This is a genomic window from Lysinibacillus sphaericus (assembly GCF_002982115.1).
GTDB lineage: Bacteria > Bacillota > Bacilli > Bacillales_A > Planococcaceae > Lysinibacillus > Lysinibacillus sphaericus.
In genome coordinates this window covers 571397-591237 of sequence record NZ_CP019980.1, presented here as the reverse complement: position 1 = coordinate 591237, position 19841 = coordinate 571397, and the positions used below count along the sequence as shown (strand labels likewise).

Below are 19841 nucleotides of genomic sequence, written 5' to 3'. Positions count from 1 at the left end.
TTCATAAAGATAAAGCATTTTTAGCAAAATTACACGTTAAAATATCTCGCATCTGGATGCGCGAAAACTATTGCTGATACGGAAGCTTCTGGCTCCATCATAAAGCCTTCTGTCAAATGAACCCCTATATCTTCTGGCTTGAGCAAACCGAATAATTTTTCTTGGTCCTCCAAGTTTGGGCATGCAGGATAGCCAAATGAGAAACGTTGCCCTTGATATTTCGCAGCAAAACGGTCTCGCATTGTGAAATCTGTGTTGTCTGGGAAGCCCCATTGATCACGAATTTCTTGGTGCATACGTTCCGCAAAGCCCTCAGCAAGCTCAAGAGCAGTTGATTGAAGGGCATGACTTTCAAGGAACTTCCCTTCTTCTTTTAATTGACGAGCTGTCGCCATTACACCTTGACCAGCTGTGACAACCATCAATGCAATATAGTCCATTTCTCCACTTTCTACTGTTTTCAAGAAATCTGCTAAACACATAAATGGCTCCACCTGTTGGCGAGGGAATGTAAAGCGTTCAATTTCCGTTTTACTATCGGCAGGATCATAAACGATGACATCATCTCCATCAGCTTGTGCTGGGAAGAATTGATACAAGCCTGAAGGTTTCAATATATCACTTTGTAAATAATCATCCACCAATGCTTTTAATTCTGTTGCTCGCGTATCCCCTGCATCTAGTAATTGTTGAACTTGTCCTTTTAGCCCTAAGTGATGCCCTAGTAATGTTCGCATATTTACATATGGATATAGATGCGACACCGAGTACTCCTTTTTCACATGACGGCGAACATCCGCTGGCAGGAACACCGGTGCATCTTTCACAGTACGTACAGGCTTCACTGTAATTTCTTTAGCAGGTCGTGCTGCACGTTTTTCATCTGCTTCTAATCGTTTTTGGCGGGACTCTGCTATTTCAGCTAAAAAGTTTTCTCGCGTCTCACTACCCATTAACAGATTCACTTGCTCTAGCCCTTGCATCGCATCTTTTGAGTAAATGACAGGTCCTTCATATTCATTAGCAATTTTCGTTTCAGTAAAGCGTCGAGACAACGCCGCCCCTCCTACTAGTATCGGCACATCAATACCAGCAGCCTTAAAGTCTTGCGCAGTGATCACCATCTGCTGAGCAGATTTAACGAGTAAGCCAGATAGTCCGATGAAATCAGGCTTCTCTTTACGAATCGCTTCAATTAACTGAGCTGGCGTTACTTTAATACCTAAATCAACGACTTTGTAGCCATTATTACTTAAAATAATATCTACTAGGTTTTTACCGATATCATGCACATCACCTTTTACAGTAGCGAGCACCATTTTACCTTTACCAGAACTGTCCTCATTTTTTTCCATAAATTGTTCAAGATGTGCTACAGCAGCCTTCATAACCCCCGCTGATTGTAATACTTCTGCGACGATAAGCTGATTATCGTTGAATAAACGACCAACCTCAGCCATCCCTTCCATCAGCGGCCCATTAATAATATCAAGCGGCGCCTCAAAAATTTCACGAGCGGCATCTAAGTCTTCAATAAGCCCCTCTTTTGTTCCTTCTAAAATATAGTAAGCTAAGCGCCCTTCCACCGTTTTCGGAATATCCGCTTCTGTTTTCTCTTTCTTTTTATCACGATAAAAATCAGTGAAAACCGCTAATGTTTCATCATTTGTATTAAACAATAAATCATTTGCTAGCTTAATTTCCGCTTCAGGAATCGATGCATAACGCTCTAATTTCTCTGTATTTACAATCGCGTAATCCAAGCCCGCCTGTGTACAGTGATATAAATAAACAGCGTTCAGAACTTCACGACCCACTGGTGGTAAGCCGAAAGAAATATTACTGACACCGAGTACCGTTAACGTACGTGGCATTTTTTCTTTGATAAGACGAATGCCCTCAATTGTTTCAAGTGCTGATCCAATATATTGTTCATCTCCAGTACCTACCGGGAACATTAACGGGTCAAAAATAATATCTTCAGGAGCCAAGCCCCATTTCTCCGTTAATAATTGATAAGAACGCTCAGCAATTTCTAATTTACGATGACGATCTACTGCCATCCCCTGCTCATCAATCGTACCGACAACTAAAGAAGCACCATATTTTTTCACTAATGGCATTACGGCGTCAAAACGCTCTTCTCCATCCTCTAGGTTAATAGAGTTAATGATGGCTTTCCCTTGAGAAAATTTCAATGCTTCCTCAATTACTTTTTCATCTGTGGAGTCGATAACCAGTGGAACCTTAACCTTTTTCACAACTTCCTGCATAAATCCACGCATATCCGCCAATTCATCTCGGTCAGGGTTCGCTAAACAAATATCGATAACATGTGCACCATTTTTCACTTGCGCACGTGCAATTTCTGCCGCTTCCTCATATTTACCATCAATAATTAAATTTTTAAATTTTCGAGAGCCAATAACATTTGTTCGTTCCCCAATAAATAATGGACGCATTGAATCATCGTACACTAAAGGTTCAATACCCGATACGACATGACCATGTGTAGCTTCAGGCAATTGACGTGGCTTTGCATCCTTCAGTACTTCTCTAATTGCTGCAATATGGGCTGGTGTTGTCCCACAACAACCACCGACAATATTCAGCCAGCCTTTTTCCGCAAAACCTTTTAATTTTTGTGATAGGGATTCGGGTGATTCATGATAGCAACCTTCCTCATCCGGTAAACCAGCATTCGGATAACAGCTAATATAGCCAGTAGAAAGCTCTGCTAGTGAACGAATATGGTCGGTCATAAATTCTGGACCAGTTGCACAGTTTAAACCGACTGAAAGCGGCTTAATATGTTCGATTGATATGTAAAAAGCATCAATTGTTTGCCCTGCTAATGTTGTACCCATCGGTTCAATCGTGCCGGATATCATCACCGGTAATTCTTTGCCCGTCTCTTTAAAGGCACGTGACACCCCTAGTGTCCCCGCTTTTACATTGAGCATATCTTGACTCGTTTCAAGTAGCAGTACATCTGAACCTGCTTCAATTAGAGCCTTTGCCTGTACATAAAAGTTTTCTTCTAGTTCATCAAAGGTAATACCGCCAGTGACTGATAATGTTTTCGTCGTTGGGCCCATCGCTCCGGCAACGAAACGTGGCCATTCTGGAGTAGAAAACTCATCCACTACTTTGCGTGCAATTTCCACAGCACGTTTATTAATCTCTTCCGCCTTAGCCCCAAGATTATATTCATTTAATACGAGAGGTGTACCGCCAAACGTATTTGTACAAATGATATCCGCACCAGCTTCTAAATATTTTCGATGAACCTTTTCAAGCACATCGGGTCTAGTTAATACAAGATTCTCGTTACATCCATCAAGCTCCTCACCACCAAAATCTTCTGCTGATAAGTTTTCATTTTGAAGCATTGTACCCATTGCGCCATCCAGAATTAAAATTCGTTTCTCTAGTTGCTCTTCAATCAAGTGCTTAGCCATCTATACTTACTCCTTTTTTCTGTTCATCCAATTGTCCGATAAATTTCATTAATTCAAGCGTCATATCATAGCGTAAAAACGGTGTAATTAAATAAATACCATTAAAATATTCTGCCGCTACTTCTACTAACTCTTTGGCAATTGCAATCCCTTCTAATGTTGAACGTTCTTTATCTTCACCACACGCCTTCATACGTGATAGTGCATCGTCTGATAATTTAATCCCTGGTACTTCATGATGTAAAAACTCGGCGCTTTTATAGCTCGTTACTGGCATAATACCAATATAAATTGGGGCGTCTAAATGCTTTGTTGCTTCATAAATTTCCACAATTTTTTCTTTTGTATAAACAGGTTGAGAAATAAAATAATCCGCACCATGTTCAATCTTTTTCTCTAAGCGTGCTACTGCACGATCTAATACACGAACATTGGGGTTAAATGCTGCCGCAACAGAAAAATTTGCTTTCTTACGAAGTGGCTTACCGGAAAATGATATCCCCTCATTCAACTGTTTAATTAATTGAATAAGCTCCATGGATGAAACATCATAAACACTTGTGGCACCTGGGAAGTCTCCTACCTTTGTTGGATCTCCAGTAACCGCTAAAATATCATGAATGCCAAGTGCATTTAAGCCCATTAAATGGGATTGTAGACCAATTAAGTTACGGTCACGGCACGTAATATGCGTCAACGGTCGTACACCATGTGTCTCCTTTAATAACGCACCCATAGCGACATTACTAATGCGGGGAGACGCAAGCGAATTATCAGCCATCATCACGACATCTGCACCTGCTTCATATAATTTTTTTGCCCCTTGAATAAAACCGTCAATTTCTAGATGTCTCGGAGTGTCTAACTCTACGATAACCGAACGTTCGCGCTTCACCTTTTCATGTAGCGGTTCATATGTCGCAGGTTCCGCTTCCCGCACAATCTCTACTTTTTCAGGTTTCGTATACTTTGCTTCAACCGGCGTTAACTCTTCTAAATATTTCTTCGCAGCTGCTATATGCTTAGGTGTCGTACCACAACATCCACCGATTAAACGAACACCTTGGTCACGCAATGCAACTGCCGCTCGGCCAAAATAATCAGCTTCTGACTCATAAACGACACGCCCATCCTCTAAATCTAGTAGTGACGCATTTGGATATGCTGACATAAATGCTTTATCAGGAAGCTCCACACCTTCAAATGCTTGAATTGTATGATGGGGACCTAAACGACAATTGACGCCTACTACATCTGCACCAAGAGCTTGTAACTCATGTAATGCTTGATTTAACGTCATTCCATTTTGCAACACACCCGGCTCATGCATGGATACTTGTGCAATAATTGGTAGCTCTGTTTTGCTGCGTAACATTTTTAACGTTGCACTTAACTCTTCAAAATCATAATACGTTTCAAGTAAAAGACCATCAGGATTGCCTGCAAGTAACACATTTGCTTGTTCTTCAACAGTCAATAATATTTCCTCTAATGTAGCATCACTTTTACGAATGCCACGGATGCCACCAATTGTCCCTAAAACAAATTGCCCGCCATCAGCTGCCGCTCGTTTTGCAATCGTGATCGCCGCTTCATTAAATTGTTGCACTCGTGATTCTAAGCCGTAACGTGCTAATTTAATCGCATTTGCACCGTAAGTATTGGTCTGAATGACATCTGCACCAGCAGCTATATATTCTCTATGAATTTTTTCAATTAACTCCGGTCTTTGTACATTCATTTCCTCATGACAGTACTCTAAGCCGTAGCCATATAATACTGTACCAATGGCTCCATCCGCAGTAAGCACATGTGTTTTTAACTTTTCTAGCAATCCCATAAATCGTAGCCCTCTCTTTCCTTGTATCCAAAATATAAAAAGCCTTCTTTTACAAAAAGAAGGCTTTAACGAATCGCAATTGTTGTTCCTTCTCATCTTCGACCAATAAGGTCTTCTGGATTTAGCACCTGACATAAGTTGGTTGCTGAAGCTTCATAGGGCCAGTCCCTCGGCTTCTCTTGATAAGAATATAGTATGAATTTTTCAAATAATTAAAAGAATCATATCGTTTACAGGCGATAGAGTCAAGACTATTTCACTTAACAAAGAAGATTTCTCACGAAAAAATATTATTTTAGCTTTAACTTCACCGTTATACTAGTTTTTCCGCAAGCGCTTCGCCTATTTTTTTACCATTTTGAATACAAGCACCAATACCTACGCCGAAATATGAGCAACCTGCTATCGATAAGTTGGGATACCGTTCTGTAAGCTCCGCTGTTAAGCCTTTCAACGCCTCATGATGTGCCAAATCGTATTTTGGCATTTGATCGATCCACTTGGCTACATTTACAACCATTGGTTTTTCATCAATGCCTAAACTTTTCTTTACATCTTCTAATGCTACAGCTGTCAATTCTTCATCTGTCATCATACGTAATGTTTCATACGCAGGGTTAATGCTCTTATAAAAGAGGCGCACGAGCAATTTGCTATTAGCAGATGTATGTTTCCATTTTCGGCTTGTCCATGTTGCGGCATTGCATTGTACATTCGAGTTATGTGACACAATAAAGCCTGTCCCATCTGCCGGTAGCACTGCGTCCGGTACATCAAAGCCCAAGTAAATGGTGATGGCAGAGGCTGTAGTAAATTCTTTAAAATAGCGATCCAAAGATGGGTCCTGTAATAAGCTTTGTACGGCTTCATTTGGCAGTGCTAATACTACGTGCTCAGCCTCAAACATGCTTCCATCTGCTAATGTAATTGTATAATGTTCTTCATGTTTTTTTACATTGGTTGTCGCTACGCCTTTAATAATTTCTACATTTGTTAACGTTTCTTCAAGACGATGGATAAGTGATGATAAGCCCTGTTTAAACGAAATAAACTTTTTGTTGGAAGCTTTTACAAATTGTTCGCGATTTGCCTCAAAACCTTTAATAATACTACCGTACTCATTTTTATAGTCGATTATGTACGGTAAGGTAGATGCTATCGACAGTTGATGGAGGTCACCCGAATATACCCCAGCTAATACTGGTGCAATTTGATTTTGTACAAGTTCTTCCCCTAAGTAATATGTTAAAAACTCACCGATTGAGCTGTCCTTAGTAAAGCCTTTATTCGGCATTGTTAAATCTTGTAATGCCTGTTGTTTACCTGCCTCTGATACTAGTGTACTCGCTTCAAGGGACGCTAAACTCATTGGAATACCGAATGTTGAATCAGCAGGGATCGCATGTAATTCGTCATTTGTATAAATATAAGATACCCCTGTTTCGTTGTACACTAGCTCCTGTTCGAAATTAAGCTCCTGCACCAGCTCCATGACCCCTTTATGACGAGCCACAATCGAGTCAGCACCCGTTTCCATAATGAATCCTTGCTCATAAGCGGAATGTAACTTACCACCTAAGTAGGGATTTTTCTCAACAAGCACTAGTTTGACATCTATGTTTTTTTGCAATACTTGGCGTTGTAAATAATGCATCGTACATAAACCAGTAATGCCGCCACCTAATACAACTATTGTTTTCATAAAGTATCGCCCCTAATTCGTTATTTCTCTCCTTATTAGTATAAACTTTTTTCACAAACAATAACGTTCAACCCATTACAAATTTAGCAACACTATAAAGTGTCAGGCACTCAAACAATTGTTTGAGTGCCTGACACCGAAAGTTCACCTAGTTTAAGTTTTGTGCGACATTTGCTAATTTGTCAGCTGAATTTGTTACTTCATTAAATGCTAGCCCAAGCTCATGAAGGACCTGAGCTACGGCCTGAACCTCTTTTTCCATAAGGTCATTTTGGCACTTAGCTTCTGTCATTGCATCTAAAATTTTATTAAACTGTCCTTCAGTTTGAGCCATGTTCTCCTCACCTGAAGCAACCTCTGCCTGAATATTACTAAGCGAATATGCCAGTTTAGACGTTCGCTCTGTCGTTTTTTCTAATAATTTTGCAACGGATGTAACAGATTCTTTCGTCTGACTAGACAATTTACGTACTTCCTCTGCCACAACACTAAAGCCTTTCCCAGCCTCTCCAGCGCGGGCTGCTTCAATAGCTGCATTTAAAGCAAGCAGATTTGTTTGGTTGGCAATGTTCGTTACAACATTCATAATCGCTTCCATTTCTTTCGACATATCCGTTAATTGTTTAATATTATCCGTAATATCATCCACTGACTGAATAATATTACACATATTTTGAGATTGATGTTGTAAGCATTCGCGACCTTCTATTGCTTGACTTTCTGCTAACGTACTCACCTGAAGCGATTTTTTTGCCAATTGCTTAATTTCATGTGATTGATTATTTAATAGATGGAAGGAGGCATTTGTTTCTTGTGAAATGGTCGCTAATCCTTCTGACGATTCCACAATTTTTTTCTCAACTGCTTCTTTCTCACGTTCAACGTTTTCCTTCAGTTGCTCAATTGTACTTTCGAACGCTTCTAATACAAGTTGCTGCTCGAAATTAGAAATTTTAGAAATTGCTCGTATTGTATTCAATTGGTCTTTCGGATGCACTACATGTTCTTCAACTAAATCAATAAATGACATGGTTAAATCTTGGAAAGCACAAATATACCATTGTGTTCTCAGTCCGATATGTACATGCACTTTGGCGATATTTACTCGTCTTTTATAAAATTCCTCATCAATTGTACCGTTAAACATTTCAATAATGTGACGACGCAATGTGACCTTCAATTTATCCACAGAACTATGTTTATTAATAATATCTACTAAACTATGCTCAGTTCCAATCATTTCATAAAACCGGTCAACGATGTGATTTATGTTGTCCTCAACAAATGGTTTAAAAGCTTTTAAATATTGTAAATCTTCTTTTGTCAAATTTAGCATTTCAATTTGCTTAACCAGTGTTCGAGAGTTCGGAACATCCATTGTCACCGAGTATTGCTGTAAATCTAACGTCATTGCCTTTTTCTGTTTTTGAAAAATCACACTTTTCCCTCTTTCATTACGTGTTCTTTTGAAAAGCTGAGCAAAAATCCCATTTCCGTTTACCCAAATATATTGACAAATCTATGAAAAGATACCACAACCATTAATAAATTTACAAGAAAATAATATAACAAAATAACATCATAATAAGCAGTAATTCATTATTTTTCATTATTAAAATCACTCATATACATTATACATTTTTAATATAATTGTCAATTTATTATATCCTATATTTTACCATTAAGTAGCATACAGTTTAAAAGTAAACTAAATGGTTTTCAACTGTTAAATTGCAATAAAACGCTATCATAATTTTTTTCAGTAGCTATTTCTACAGTATTTATTAGAATTTACGTATTCCCTCTGCAACACTACATGTAATATTAAGTATCTGTAATTTCAATATCTCCCCTTCGGCCATTTATTAAGAGTCCTTTATCCTGTTTTTTTATTTAAAAATGAATATAATTAACCATTGTAAATTTTGTTAATAAATAGCATAAAATAACCATTCTATTAACAGTCTACTCCTGTAAAAACGAATTCTCTCTCATATCATTTTTCTATGTATAGATGTATGATCACTATTTGCTCATCCACCACAATAAAAAACCGCAACGCCTAGTTCACAGCTAACCGTTACGGGTAAATTTCAATATCATAAAATTTCAAATTTAAAGTTCTTCTAATTCTTCTAGTAAAACGGTTGCTTCTTCTATACCTGCTTCTGCCGCAAGCCCATACCATTTTTTCGCTTCTTTAATATTACGTGGTATTCCCTCACCTTTGTTATAAATATGACCAAGCTGCAATTTTGCTTCAGGGTCTCCTTGGAGTGAGGCTTGCTTGAACCAATGAATACCTTTTTCAATATTACGAATCCCCGTTAAACCCTTGCTCCAAATAAAGCCCAAATCATAAAATGCATCTACATGATATTGTTCAGCCGCTCTTTCAAACCAATATAAACCACGATTTATATCCCGCGCTTGCCCTAAGTGACCTTCTAAATAAATCCCACCTAGTCTGTATTGCGCTTCAACATAGCCTGCCTCAGCCGAATTTTTATAAAAGGCAAATGCTTTCTCTTCATCTATTGCAACACCTAACCCTTGTTCATGCATAAGACCTAATGTAAACATTGCCTCTGCCACCCCTTGTGCGGCAGCAATCTCGAACCAATGTTTAGCAAGTGACATATTTTCTGGTACACTCTCACCATTCAAATACATATCCGCTAAATTATTTGCCGCATCTGCATGCCCTTGTTGCGCTGCAGCTTCGTATAACTTAAAAGCACGATCATAACTCTCTTCTACACCAATTCCTTCAAAATAATAGTTACCAAGAGCATATTGGGCATTCGCATTATCTTGTTTTGCCGCTAATTCAAACCACTTAATCGACTTTTTCGGTTGGAAAAATGTATCCTCATTTGCACTATAATATTCTCCAAGTTCAAATTGGGCATCTGCATCTTGTTCTTCAATCGCAGCTTTGTATAAATCGATGATTTCTTCATGGTCTAAATCTTCTTCTTCAAAAACAGCAACTGTTTCGTCCTGATGTGTAAAATACCATTCCAGGACATCGAGGACATCATCAACAACCTCCGTTGTATACGCTAACTTCTCTAAGGAAGTAATTTGCCATATTAAAATATATATCGGGAGTGGGATTGCCTCACGCAATACATCATCATATTCTGCTAACAGCGTTAGTACATTGTCTTGCACTGTTTGTGTTTGCTCAGGATGTACTATTTGTAAGTGTCGCTGATGTTTTTTTCTTAGCAATCCCTGAATAACTTGATAGAGCATCTTTTGCAAGGTTGTCAGTTGTACTTCATCCAATATGAGTAAAGTGAGGTTTTGTGCAAACCATGTATTCTGTATATTTGTTGATTGTTGTAAGGACTCCGTTCGCTCCTTATTTTGCTTTGCTAAAAATTGCCCGTACATTTCATTTCCCCCCTTGCACACTATGTAAAAAAAACTGCCTTGCTATTATTATATGGAAGGCAGTTCAAGAATGGTTACACATATGCTCTTAACATTAGTCCTACAAATAACGTAATGACGAAAAAGAGCGTTATATGTCCCCATTTATACATTTCTAACAAACCGATAAATTCACGAGTAAAAGCGTTAGGTATATAATATAACGCCGTTTTAGAGCCTACACCTTGTGCATCAAGCTTTGCCCTTCTTGCATAAATACTCGCTCGAAATACATGAAAATTATTCGTAACAAAAAGTGAACGGTACTTTTTCCCTTGCGCGTGCGCATCCATGATCGCTTTAGAGAACGCCATATTTTGCTCTGTATTTGTCGACCGATCTTCCATCAATATTTTCCGATTCGGTATTTGATGTTTATCTATCATATATGTTTCCATCGCAAACGCTTCTGAAACTTGTTCATCGCGCCCTTGCCCACCCGAGACGATAATAAAAGGTCGCTCTCCATATTTTTTATATTGCTTGACTGCCTCATCTAAACGGCTTGCTAATAGAGGAGGAACTTTATCACCAATAAGGCCAGATCCCAGCACAAGAATATAATCAGGTTCATATGTTATCGGTGCAAAATGATAAATGATAGCGTAGACCATCACACTTGTATATAAAAATACTGTATAAGCAAAAATCAAAAACGCATAAAAGAAAAGAATATGCCAAAGAGGATTTTCAATATTCGTAAAGAATACGAAAACATAGCCAATCATCATTGCAAAGAAAGCCAAGCCAAACACAGCTAGTAATACATTTCGAAATCTTCGCCCTTCTTTTTCAAGCAGGATTTTACTATTGAAAAACATCGCAATGGATAGTATTAACATGATACCTGGTATAATACCGAACAACGTCATGATACCCATTTTGGACACAATACCTTGTTCGTTAATAAATAAATCATAACGTGTTGTCATACCTACAAATACATTCAACCCTATTAAGCCTAAAACGACAGCGTTAATAAAGCGTCTTTTTTCTGTAATATACAGCATTAAAAATATTGAAATTAATAATGTCATTGTTGGAAGCACTGCATTTACTCCTTTCCTTCCTTTCTATTCCCATTCAGCAGTATGCTGACACTACTTGTTCATATATTGCAAATTTCCTAAATTACAGGTAGTGAATATTTTATTTTTCACTATAGTTCATGTAAAATTACTATTAAGAACTATTTTATGATAAAACAAAAAATTATTTTGGAGGAATGTAAGTAATGAAAAAAATTCTTGCTGCTCTTTTTGCAGCGACACTAATGTTTGCATCAGTTGGCGCAACACTATTAATATCAGACACACCAACTGCAGAAGCGAAATCATATAAGTCAGGTAAAAAAGGCTTCTCAAACAACAACAATAGCTCAAATATCCAAAAATCTCAGGATAATTCTAAAGACCAAAATAATGCTACAACAAATAAAAATAATACTACGTCTACAAACAAAACAGATTCAACTACTGCAAAAAAAGGTGGCTTTTTCTCTGGCGGCCTTATGAAGGGCTTAATGCTAGGTGGTTTAGCAGGTTTACTATTCGGTAGTCTATTTAGTAGTTTAGGTATGCTTGGTAATATTTTAGGTTTATTAATTAATATCGCTGCTATTGCTGTAATTGTGATGCTTGTCGTGAAAATTATCAATATGTTTAAAGACAAAAAGCGTAAAGAACAGGAAGCTACACAATGGCACAAATAATTAACGAGCAAGATATTATCAATGCAATTTGTCTTTCACAGGCTTACCATCTAAATGTTCGCCCTGAAGACGTACTTGTTGAGCTAACGTACGAAGATGAGACAGGCTTCGGCGCGGAAGTCGAAACAAACGGTCAAATCGAAGTATTGAATACCGCTGCTATGATTGGCGCATTACGTGTATGGATTAAAGACGTCCTACACGGCGATCCTTTCTCAACTGGTATTGAGCTAATTTTAGATGATGAAGAAGGCATTATTGCCAAACTATCATAGTTTAAAATCCATTTGGTCTGTTGAGTTTGTCCAGATTATTTAAGCATTAGTCTGTGACATCTACTGAAAGACCACTCATAGTTCAGCGTTGATTTAACACTCATCCCTGACTTATTGAAGTAGAGTACCTCTACTCACTATTAAAACAAATAGCCGTTCAATAAATCTTCTTAGTGGATTTATTGAACGGCTTTTTAATAGTTAGCTTAACCGTAATGACCTCTGACAAATTCGCTTTCAAGAAGTTCCTAAAGAAGGTTTATTTCAAACGTTCACTAAAGTTCACTAATATTTTAGCAGCATGGCTTCTCTTTGTTGGGGCTTCAGGAGAAAATCTTCCTTCACTTCCTGCAACAATACCAAGCTCATACAGCATTGTGATGGCATTTTTCGTTTCATCATTGTAGCTAGTTATATCGGTAAACGGTGTTTGATTTTTCACAACATATGTTTGGTTAAACTGTTTTTCATAAGCACGATTCATCATTAATGCTAATTGCGCGCGCGTAATAGGCTGGCTTGGATTAAACTTGCCATCCGACCCCTTCACAAGACCATGTGCATAAGCAGCAGCAATTTCTGACTGTGTTTCGGCATCGTAGCTCGCTATATCTGTGAAAGGCGCTTTGCTAGTTGTTGTTAAACCTAAGCTTCTAACAAGCATCGCTGCTGCCTGTGCGCGTGTAATATTTTGTTCAGGTCTAAAAGTACCATCAGCATAGCCCTTCATCATGCCTCTTGCAGCCGCTTTTTGAATGAACTCCTTTGCCCAATGATTTTCTATATCTAAAAATTGCACTTTACTGCCTGTTGTAAAAGTTGCAGTTGGACTTTGTACACTTTCATTCCCTGCCGCATCTATCGCTTTTATGGCAACAGTATAAGTAGTATTATCTACTAAACTATCGAGCGTTATAGCTGTTTGATTGGCATCGACTGTAGAGTAGAGTGTATTATTCAAATACACATGATAGTTCGTAACCCCTTCATTATCAGTTGCCGCTAGCCATTTTACATTTGCCTCTGTACTACTATTAACATTGACTTGGATTGCTGAAGAAGCATCCCATAGTGAACTTGCTTTAATAGCTGGTAAAAATGCCTGCTTTGCTACTGCTAAATAACCTGCTTCACTTAAATGAATGTTTTCTGGATTTGGCAAAAAGTTAGGTACATCTTTCGCCACTACGTCATATGTTGGCACAAATATTGCACCTGCTTTCTCAGCAGTTGTTTTAATAGAAGCATTCATGATACCTAAAAGCATTTTAAACTGTGTTTGCAAGTCTTCGCTGTAATAAGGGAAAGAATTATAATAGCCCATCACGTAAATTTGTACCTGTGGATTTAACTTCTTTATTTCCTTGAGTATTGCCGCTATATTATTTATAGCTTCTTGAGATGCCTTTATAATGGCGGCTGTATCAATACCAGTTGTTGACGATTGTTTTAGAATTGGCAATAAATCATTAGCACCAGCAGTTAACGTAATCAGCTCTGCCTCTTGAATTGAAGCTCTAAGCTTTGCACGATCATTTGTATAACCAAACCCCGTCACTGGCTTTTCTACATCATCTTGTAAGTCTTTTAACACATTTTTAGTTGTATACCCCGAATAGGCAAACCCTTTATTATAGGATGTAAGTAAACCTTCTTGTTGTAATGCCTGTGCTACAAAATCTGTATAGCCTAAGCCAATGGCTCCGACTTCATTCATACCATGTGCTAATGAATCGCCTAGCGCTATGTAATCAGCCTGTACAACCCAGCTTGGCGCTATATGATCTTCTTTCTTTTCCGCACTTGCACCTACAGGTATTGTTAATTGTAAAGCTAGCATGCTAGCAGCTAAAAAACGAAATTTTTTTGAAAATTGCATATACCCACTCCTCCTGCTCATCTACTAATTACTAGTTTACTAGATTAAGGATAAAAGTGGGCGCATTATATTGTAAATACTTTGGCTAGCATTCTTTTCCTGCTCTATTTATGCTGTACCTTTCCATAGACACCTCCACCACCAACCTCAATATGTAATTGTCCCGTTCTCGCTAAATCAATCATCGTAGCTATTTTCTGTGGCACAATTTCCTCGAGTTGCTCGGTCGTGATACGGTGTAAAATCGTCATTTCAGTCCCAAATGCATGTAATAATCTTTCCATCATTTTCGGACCTAAACCTGGTATAAAATCAAGTGGTACTTGATGGATGTAAGGTGGTCTTTCACGTTCATCAACATACGGCTCTGATAGTTCCTTAATACGTGTCGCAACACCTTTAATAATTTTCGAGCTTGCACAAGATGTACAAAGCGTATCGTCTGCACTTAGCTGATTACCACAATTAGCACAAACAGTTTGATAATATTTGCCGAGCAATGGATTTAACCCATAATTCGCCACTACTGCCCGCCCATCCTGTTCATGAAGTGCCATCTTTAATTCGCTAAAATTAGCCGCCATTAATTTTAGTTTTTGATATTCACGAGCCATTTTCCCAAGCGAATGTGCATCAGAGTTTGTAACAAATGTATAGGCTTGAAGTTCTTTTATGTTTTTGACCATATTGGTATCAGAACTTAAACCAAGCTCTATAGCATCTATAAGCTGTGGATTGAATACTTCTGTTAAGCTTATATGAACACCTTTTCCAAATAAACTTTTAAATGGCGTAAAAACATGTGCTGGAATAAAAAGCCCCCCTAATTCCCGCACTTTTTGTTGTACAGTTTGGCCTTCACAATAAATACGCTGTGAACTTAAATGGATGTTTTTCATATACTGGCTCATCCAATTCGAAAAATTCTCCATCACTTGAATAGTAGGGAAATAAGCTAGCACATGAATTGGTCCATGGCAGGAGCTATCATATATTTCGATTTCAGAACCTGGAATAAGCGTTGTTTCTTGAAATCGGAGTCCACCTTGCGATAACTCCTTTAGTTTGCCTTGTTGTATCATTATATTCATTTCAGCAATGACTTCTGGTGAATGACAATCAATAATGCCGATAATATCAAGCCCTTTTTTGGCACTAGCCATCTCTAAAATCCGTGCTAATGTTAACGTTTTACTCCCAGTAATTTTCACTGCGCGCCCACTCATTGTTCGTCCAATATGAATATGTAAATCTGCATAATAGTCATGAAACAATGTACACATCTCCTTTTGTTTTATTATAAAATGAAAAAACCTTACATTGCTGCAAGGTATTTTCAAGCATTAGGATGGATGGTTTTGATGAGCGCCTTTATCAGTCTCGTACGAACCTGAACCTTGGTTTGGCATTGCTGCTGAATCATATGCAACCAATGTAACGCCAATTTTCTTTTCGAGTTCATTAATTTTTTCAAGCTGTGTGTGATCTAATTGTGCAAATTTTACTTCTTCCATATTCATCACGCATCCTTTCAAAAATAACGTTCCCCGAATATCTCACAACTATACAAAGGGCAATTGGATAATTTCTTTAAGAATTGTTTGAGTGACTGGCACTTAAATAGGTTAAATATGGTTTGCCTGTTTGTGGATGTGTTTGAATGTCGGCGCATACTCCAAAAACATCATCCAGCAGCTTAGGTGTTAACACTTCTTCTGGCGTACCATATTGAACGATACGACCTTGTTGTAAAACATAAATGTAGTCGCAGTACATCGCGGCCATATTTAAATCATGTAAGGCGGCGACAACCGTCAAATGCAGTGTTTGAATTAAATCCATTAGTTGTAATTGATGGTGGATATCTAAATGATTTGTCGGCTCATCTAAAATAAGTATCTGTGCTTGCTGTGCAAGTGCACGCGCAACCATCACTCTCTTTTTTTCCCCTCCAGAAAGGGAACTAAAACTACGTGTTTCTAAATGGGCAATACCTGTTTGAGACAAGGCTTCTTTTACAATATTAAAGTCTTCCTTATTGTCCATCTCAAAAAGTTTTTTATGTGGCGTTCTTCCCATACTCACTAAATCTTTTACTTGAAAGTCGAACAACACAGGCGTTTCTTGACTGACAACTGCTAATTTCTTTGCGATGATTTTACTTGATTGCTTAAATATATCTTGCTCATTTAATAACACTGTACCGCTTTCTGGCTTTAATAAACGATACATATTTTTTAATAGTGTAGACTTTCCGCTACCATTAGGGCCAATCAACCCAACAAACTGCTTTGCTTTTATTTGAATGCTTACTTTCTCTAATATGCACTGATCATGAATGGAGAATGATACTTCCTTTGCTTCTAATGTCATCACCTTTAATCCCCTTCACCAAATGAATAATTGTTTCGACGTAGTAGCCAAATGAAAAACGGTCCCCCACAAAAAGCAGTAATAATGCCAATCGGCATTTCTTCTGGGGCTATTAATACACGCGCTAACGCATCAGCCCAAACTAGAAAAATTCCCCCTAACAATGCACTTATGGGGATAACATGTTGATAATTAGAGCCAACTAACAAGCGTACGATATGCGGAATAATTAAACCAACAAACCCGATGGACCCACTTACTGCAACGAGCACACCTGTCAGTAAAGATACGAGTACTATTAGCTGTATGCGAAACTGTTGAAGATTTACCCCTAACGTGACGGCTGCTTCTTCCCCAAGTAGTAATAAATTCAGATTTCGATAGTATAGCCACAACAACCCAAATACGATAAAAAAGACAATGACTGGAATAAATAAATTACTCCATTTTGCTCCTGCGAGACTGCCTAACATCCAATACATAACGGCTTTAATCCCGCCCTCTTCCTTAGACATCATTAACATAAAATTCGAAGTGGCAGATAAGATAAAGGACACCGCCATCCCCGCTAGTAAAAGGCGAAAAATCGAAATACGTCCTCCTACACGCGACAACAAAAATACTAAGACAATTGCCATAAAAGAGCCTAAAAAAGCAGAGACTGAAAGGGCGTAGATACCTAAAAATGAAAACGCCCCTAAAATAATGACAGCCGTTGCGCCCACTGTTGCTCCCGAAGAAATACCTAAAATATACGGATCGGCTATCGAATTACGGACTAGTGCTTGAACAGCAGCACCAGCAACCGCTAAGCCTGCACCAACAACAGCCGCCAGAATCACGCGAGGAACACGGATTTGCCATATAATAATCTCTTGCGATCGACTCCAATCCTCCTCTATAACATGAGGGAATAATGGCATTTTCGAAACAATTACCTTCCATACATGTAACGGCGTAACTGACACAGACCCAATCATAATGGCCACTGTCATAGACGCAATGAGCACTAGAAAAAGGGTCAAAGAAAATAACATAAATTTTTTATTCATTTGGTTATGAACTCCTTATCAATCATGATAAAGACGAAGCAATAAAAAAGGGCATTCTACGCATACATGCATAGAAATACCCTTAGCTAAACAAATTAGGAGAAATATCCATCAATTGTCCGTAATTGCTTGCATCCTCGTGGGCATTACAGGTATGAACTAACTGGCAGGTCTCCTGGCTTCGATTCATCGTATCTACGATTGCCTTCCCATTTAAAAACAGTGGCTACACTATCATAGAACTCCTCGTTACAGTTGCGGGACAGCGTCGGATTTACACCGACTTCCCTTTTAAGTGATGCTCGTGTTTACAAGCGTCACACCATTAGTATCTGAAATTTTAAAATTATGACGATTCTATCATACATCATTATCGTAGTCTATTATTTCCTTCATTTAGGAATCTATCTTTCCTCATTTCAAACTAAATCCATCATTTCTGCACATTTACTTGCTACATTAAAGACACATCCAAATCGAAGGAGGAAATTCATATGGTATTAAATAAAAATCGGCTCCTAATGTTAGTAGCAGCAATTGCTTTACTAATACTTTCAGCTTGTGCTGATAATACAGCGAAGTCAGAATCTGCTCAAAGCGACAAAACAGAGCACGGCGAAGAGATGGATCATGGGGATGAAATGGATCATTCCATGATGAATCATTCAAGCTCTGGTGAAGTTCCAGCCACTTTAAAAACAGCCGAAAATCCAAAGTTCCCTGTCGGCAGTAAGGCTATTCTTACAGATGGCCATATGTCAGGAATGACAGGAGCCGAAGCGACAATTGTCGGCGCTTACGATACGACAGCATACATTATTTCATTTGAGCCTACTACTGGTGGTAAGACAATTGAAAATCATAAATGGGTGATTCATGAGGAATTAATCGACCCAGGTGAAGCACCTTTATCACCAGGATCAGAAGTAAAAACTGATGCTACCCATATGACAGGCATGGAAAATGCGACTGTACGCATTGATGATGCCGTACAAACGACTGTCTATATGGTCGATTTTGCTTTAACAACTACTGGTGAAGAAATGAAAAATCATAAATGGGTGACTGATAGCGAGCTAGCGACAAAATAATGAGGTTGGGACAAAAGAGAAAAGGTGTTAGATTGAAGGCAGTCAATCTAACACCTTTTTTGCTACGCCGTTGTTGTCCGCTACGGCGGTGCTTTCCGCTCAGCACCGTAAGCCGCAACCCTCGCTAACGCGCGGTCTGTTACGTCTTACATTGTGTGCTGTTCTGAGCAGGAGTCACCGCTTCCGCTACCAACAACTAGTGAACACTTCTAATTTTTTATTTATTGCAAAAGCAAGAAAAGATAAGTTCTCCATATAGCAAAAATTTATGAACACCTTTCCTCTGTTCCTTAAATTTTTTTAGTTATGTCCCAGCCTCATTCTAAAACCTTTTTGTCACCGCTTTTATGCCATTTATAGCCGATTCCCCACACTGTCTGTAAATAATCATCCACTGGAAAGCCACTTTTTCGAAGCTTATCCCGTAAATTGCGGACATGTGAATCAATCGTTCGGTCTTCAATTGCTACATTATATCCCCATACAGTGTTGATTAAATGCTCTCTAGAGAAAACTTTATTTTGATAATCAAGAAATAACGCTAACATCAAAAATTCTTTTGGCGTTAAAGAAATCATCTCTTGGTGAAAAGATAACTCAAAAGATTCTTTATTTAAGCGTAGCCCTTCGAAATTAATAACGATTTCTTCAGCCTTTGTTCTTCTTAAAACAGCCTGTATACGCGCTAACAATTCTTCCTCATCGAAAGGCTTTAAAATATAGTCGTCAGCTCCAAGATTTAGCCCTTTTATAATATCAGCCTGTTCCCCTTTTGCCGTAAGCATAATAACCGGTACGTCCCAAAACTTCCTTATTTCCTGACATACTTGCCAGCCATCCATATCAGGCATCATAATATCTAACAGCACTAAATCTATATGATGTTCTTCTAAATATTCTAAAGCATCTCTTACAGACGACCTAGCAATGCAATGAAAAGAAGGTTCAAGATAAAGGGTAAGTAACTCTAACATCCTTGGTTCATCGTCAATTAATAATAATGTTTTCATTTGTTC

General features: G+C 38.3%; 15 protein-coding genes and 2 riboswitches. Of the genes, 3 read left to right on the top strand and 12 right to left on the bottom strand.

The window, feature by feature from the left end:
- Positions 1-29 precede the first annotated feature (29 nt).
- From metH to LS41612_RS02905, 6 genes are all read right to left on the bottom strand, one after another.
- A complete protein-coding gene (gene metH / locus LS41612_RS02930; protein ID WP_024363967.1) occupies positions 30-3461 on the bottom strand; it encodes a methionine synthase in 3432 nt (1143 codons plus the stop codon).
- On the bottom strand, positions 3454-5301 hold the full coding sequence (locus LS41612_RS02925) for a bifunctional homocysteine S-methyltransferase/methylenetetrahydrofolate reductase (protein WP_024363966.1): 1848 nt from the start codon (positions 5299-5301) through the stop codon (positions 3454-3456). The genes metH and LS41612_RS02925 overlap by 8 nt, the downstream gene beginning before the upstream one ends.
- 89 nt (positions 5302-5390) lie before the next feature.
- Positions 5391-5490: riboswitch (SAM riboswitch) on the bottom strand.
- Positions 5491-5614: 124 nt separating this feature from the next.
- The gene (gene hemG, locus LS41612_RS02920; protein ID WP_024363965.1) at positions 5615-7003 is read right to left on the bottom strand and encodes a protoporphyrinogen oxidase; all 1389 of its coding nucleotides are present in this window, start codon (positions 7001-7003) and stop codon (positions 5615-5617) included.
- 148 nt (positions 7004-7151) lie between these two features.
- Positions 7152-8441, bottom strand: coding sequence for a globin-coupled sensor protein (locus LS41612_RS02915; RefSeq protein WP_024363964.1), 1290 nt, complete (start codon positions 8439-8441; stop codon positions 7152-7154).
- A 677-nt stretch (positions 8442-9118) separates the two neighbouring features.
- Complete coding sequence (locus tag LS41612_RS02910) at positions 9119-10405, bottom strand: SEL1-like repeat protein (protein ID WP_024363963.1); 1287 nt, start codon at positions 10403-10405, stop codon at positions 9119-9121.
- A gap of 74 nt (positions 10406-10479) precedes the next feature.
- Positions 10480-11493 carry a YdcF family protein gene (locus tag LS41612_RS02905; protein ID WP_024363962.1) on the bottom strand — a complete coding sequence of 338 codons (1014 nt, stop codon included), beginning with the start codon at positions 11491-11493 and terminating at the stop codon, positions 10480-10482.
- Positions 11494-11678: 185 nt separating this feature from the next.
- Here LS41612_RS02905 and LS41612_RS02900 point away from each other — a divergent pair, with 185 nt between their 5' ends.
- The gene (locus LS41612_RS02900; protein WP_024363961.1) at positions 11679-12155 is read left to right on the top strand and encodes a hypothetical protein; all 477 of its coding nucleotides are present in this window, start codon (positions 11679-11681) and stop codon (positions 12153-12155) included.
- Positions 12143-12430: a DUF2653 family protein gene (locus LS41612_RS02895; protein WP_024363960.1), complete on the top strand. Its 288-nt coding sequence runs from the start codon at positions 12143-12145 to the stop codon at positions 12428-12430. Before LS41612_RS02900 ends, LS41612_RS02895 begins: the two co-directional genes overlap by 13 nt.
- Positions 12431-12689: 259 nt before the next feature.
- On the opposite strand, the gene LS41612_RS02890 is transcribed toward LS41612_RS02895, so the two are convergent.
- The 5 genes from LS41612_RS02890 to LS41612_RS02870 all read right to left on the bottom strand — a co-directional run bounded on the left by LS41612_RS02890 (position 12690) and on the right by LS41612_RS02870 (position 17734).
- Positions 12690-14309, bottom strand: coding sequence for an S-layer homology domain-containing protein (locus LS41612_RS02890; protein ID WP_024363959.1), 1620 nt, complete (start codon positions 14307-14309; stop codon positions 12690-12692).
- 104 nt (positions 14310-14413) lie between these two features.
- Entirely contained in the window at positions 14414-15535 is a 1122-nt protein-coding gene (locus LS41612_RS02885; protein ID WP_229389885.1) for an endonuclease Q family protein, read from the bottom strand.
- 117 nt (positions 15536-15652) lie between these two features.
- The gene (locus tag LS41612_RS02880; protein ID WP_172583029.1) at positions 15653-15823 is read right to left on the bottom strand and encodes a hypothetical protein; all 171 of its coding nucleotides are present in this window, start codon (positions 15821-15823) and stop codon (positions 15653-15655) included.
- Between the two features lie 76 nt (positions 15824-15899).
- Complete coding sequence (locus LS41612_RS02875) at positions 15900-16682, bottom strand: heme ABC transporter ATP-binding protein (RefSeq protein ID WP_024363957.1); 783 nt, start codon at positions 16680-16682, stop codon at positions 15900-15902.
- 5 nt (positions 16683-16687) lie between these two features.
- The gene (locus LS41612_RS02870; protein WP_024363956.1) at positions 16688-17734 is read right to left on the bottom strand and encodes a FecCD family ABC transporter permease; all 1047 of its coding nucleotides are present in this window, start codon (positions 17732-17734) and stop codon (positions 16688-16690) included.
- 148 nt (positions 17735-17882) lie between these two features.
- Positions 17883-18076, bottom strand: a riboswitch (cobalamin riboswitch).
- A 152-nt stretch (positions 18077-18228) separates the two neighbouring features.
- Between LS41612_RS02870 and LS41612_RS02865 the strand changes: the two genes are divergently transcribed.
- Complete coding sequence (locus tag LS41612_RS02865) at positions 18229-18825, top strand: YdhK family protein (RefSeq protein WP_024363955.1); 597 nt, start codon at positions 18229-18231, stop codon at positions 18823-18825.
- A gap of 317 nt (positions 18826-19142) precedes the next feature.
- Here LS41612_RS02865 and LS41612_RS02860 read toward each other — a convergent pair whose 3' ends face one another.
- Positions 19143-19835: a response regulator transcription factor gene (locus tag LS41612_RS02860; protein ID WP_024363954.1), complete on the bottom strand. Its 693-nt coding sequence runs from the start codon at positions 19833-19835 to the stop codon at positions 19143-19145.
- Positions 19836-19841 lie beyond the last annotated feature (6 nt).